Below are 2,353 nucleotides of genomic sequence, written 5' to 3'. Positions count from 1 at the left end.
CGGCTGGCGGCCTCCACCGGATTGCCGGCCTTCTTTGAAACCGATATGGCCGCGGCCGCCATGGGCGAGCGCCTTTATGGCCTCGGCGCCCAGTTTTCCGAATATTACTATCTCTATTTCGGCGTCGGCCTTGGCGGCGTCATGGTTCATGACGGCAGCGCCTTGCGCGGCGCCTGGGGAAATGCCGGCGAGATCGGACACATTCCCGTCATTCCCGGCGGCGAGGCCTGCCCGTGCGGCAACAGCGGCTGCCTCGAAAGATATTTGTCGCTCGAGGCGCTCCGGCGCTGGAACGGCAGCGAGGCCGACTGGGTGGCCGAAGTCGCACCGATCTTTCACAACGCCGTCGCCGTCATCGAGAACCTGTTCGACCCGGAGACGGTCATCCTCGGCGGGCTGGCATCCACCGACCTGCTCGAAATGCTGGCTGGTTCGGCCGCAGGCCTGCACAACTCCGTCTCGGCCCGCAAGGACCGCACGACGCCCAGGGTCGTGGTCGCGCGCGGCGGACAGCATTCCGTGCTGCGCGGCGCCGCCGCCCTGGCGGTTTCCGGGGTTCTGTCACCTCGCTTCGGGCAGATGTTCGCGGCCGAACGCGAACGCGAGCGCGACCTTCTCAAAGGCAGGGAGATTGCGGCATGAGTGAACCCCTGCTGGTGCTCGACAACGTCACCAAGAACTATGGCGCGATCGAAGCGCTCAAGGGGATCAGCTTCTCGATCGACAAGGGCGAGGTCGTGGCGCTGCTGGGCGACAACGGCGCCGGCAAATCGACACTGGTGAAGATCATATCAGGCGGACTGGAGCCGACATCGGGCCGCATGCTGTTCGAGGGCAAGGAATTCCTCGCCAAATCACCGGCCGAGGCCAAGGCGGCCGGCATCGAGACCGTCTACCAGGATCTCTCGCTGTGCACCAACGTCGACGTGGTCGCCAATTTCTTCATGGGCCGCGAGATCACCCGCAAGTTTCTCGGCATTCCCGTGCTTGACGAGCGCGCCATGGAAGCCGTCGTCGGAAAGGCGCTGGCCAATGCCGGCACCCGCATTCCCTCGCTGCGCGCCAATGTCGAGCATCTTTCGGGCGGCCAGCGGCAAGCCATCGAACTCAACCGCTTCGTGCACTGGGGCGGCAAGCTGGTGCTGCTCGACGAACCATTCGCCGCCCTCGGTGTCGAACAGACGCGGCGCGGTCTCGACATGATCCGCCAGGTGGCCAACCAGGGCATCGGCGTCGTCATCATCACCCATATCATGCAGCAGGCTTTTCAGGTCGCCGACCGGATCGTGGTGATCCGCCAGGGCGTCGTGGCCGGCGATGTCGCACGCAATAAAACAAGTCCCGACGCGGTGATCAACATGATCACCGGTGAGACGCTTGCCGGTGCCGGACCGACAGGCTGAGGGACAAAAGAGGGGTCCGGCTTAAGAGGAGCGAACGACATGAAGCGAATACTTCTTGCTGTCTTCGGTATCCTTGCACTGGCCTTTGCCACGCTCACGCCGGCATTCGCCCAGTCCAAGGGTATCGTCTACTATATGGTGCCGACCCTGCTGGACGAGTTCCAGACCGGCTCGGTGAGCGCGCTGGAACTGTTCCTGAAGCAGACCGGCTACGAGATGAAGACGCTGAACGCCGACAACAAGACCGACGCCCAGCAATCGCAGATGAACGATGTCATCGCGCTGAAGCCGGCGGCCATCATCCTGGCTGCAGTCGACTTCAATGCGCTGAAACCGTCCATCGAAGCCGCGCGCGCCGCCGGCATCCCGGTGGTCGAGTTCGACCGCCAGATCACCTCGACCCCGTCCGACTTCACCTCTGTCGCCGGAACGGTCGAGATCGGCTACGTCGCCGCGGATCAGGCCGAGAAGCTGCTGAAAGCCAAGAACGGCTCGGTGAAGGGCAAGGTTCTGCAGGTGCTCGGCGACCCCGGCGATCCCTACACGCTCGACATCCAGAAGGGTTTTGAGGAGAAGATGAAGGCATTTCCGGACGTCAAGATCATCTCGCTTCCGGCCATGCAATGGGAAGCCAGCAATGCCGGCACAATCGTTGCCGACCAGATGCTGGCCAACCCCGACATCGACCTGATCTTCAGCCATGCCGCGCACCTATCGGTCGCCGCCGTCGCCTCGCTCGAGGCGGCCGGCAAGAAGCCGGGCGACGTCATGCTGATGAGCTCGAACGGCGCTCCGGTCGGCCTCGACCTGATCCGCAAGGGCTGGCTCAACGCCGAAATCGAGCAGCCGCTTTACGCGCAGGCCGCGGCTGTCGCCATGTTCATGGACAAGATCGTCAAGAAGCAGGAAATCAAGCCCGGCGAATACGACGTGCTCGGCCTGAAATCGAC

Annotated in this window: 3 protein-coding genes; all 3 read left to right on the top strand. The window is 63.5% G+C overall.

The window, feature by feature from the left end; translation table 11 throughout:
- Positions 1 to 642 (top strand): ROK family protein (locus tag EN969_RS27015; protein WP_164758521.1); only part of this gene is annotated, 642 nt, incomplete at its 5' end.
- The gene (locus EN969_RS27010) at positions 639 to 1,403 is read left to right on the top strand and encodes an ATP-binding cassette domain-containing protein (protein ID WP_063167797.1); all 765 of its coding nucleotides are present in this window, start codon (positions 639 to 641) and stop codon (positions 1,401 to 1,403) included. The genes EN969_RS27015 and EN969_RS27010, both read left to right, overlap by 4 nt.
- Before the next feature lie 39 nt (positions 1,404 to 1,442).
- The coding region (locus tag EN969_RS27005) for a sugar ABC transporter substrate-binding protein (protein ID WP_164758520.1) at positions 1,443 to 2,353 on the top strand (911 nt) is incomplete at its 3' end.

Origin of the sequence: Mesorhizobium sp. M7A.F.Ca.CA.003.01.2.1, from assembly GCF_003998945.1 — a bacterium.
In the GTDB taxonomy this organism is placed as follows: Bacteria; Pseudomonadota; Alphaproteobacteria; order Rhizobiales; family Rhizobiaceae; genus Mesorhizobium; species Mesorhizobium ciceri.
The sequence above is the reverse complement of the archived record's forward strand: the minus strand, read 5'-3'. Positions and strand labels throughout refer to the sequence as shown.

Coding starts and splice junctions, on each gene's coding strand:
- EN969_RS27010 (WP_063167797.1), top strand. CDS start 639: ATGAGTGAACCCCTGCTGGTGCTCGACAACGTCACCAAGAACTATGGC.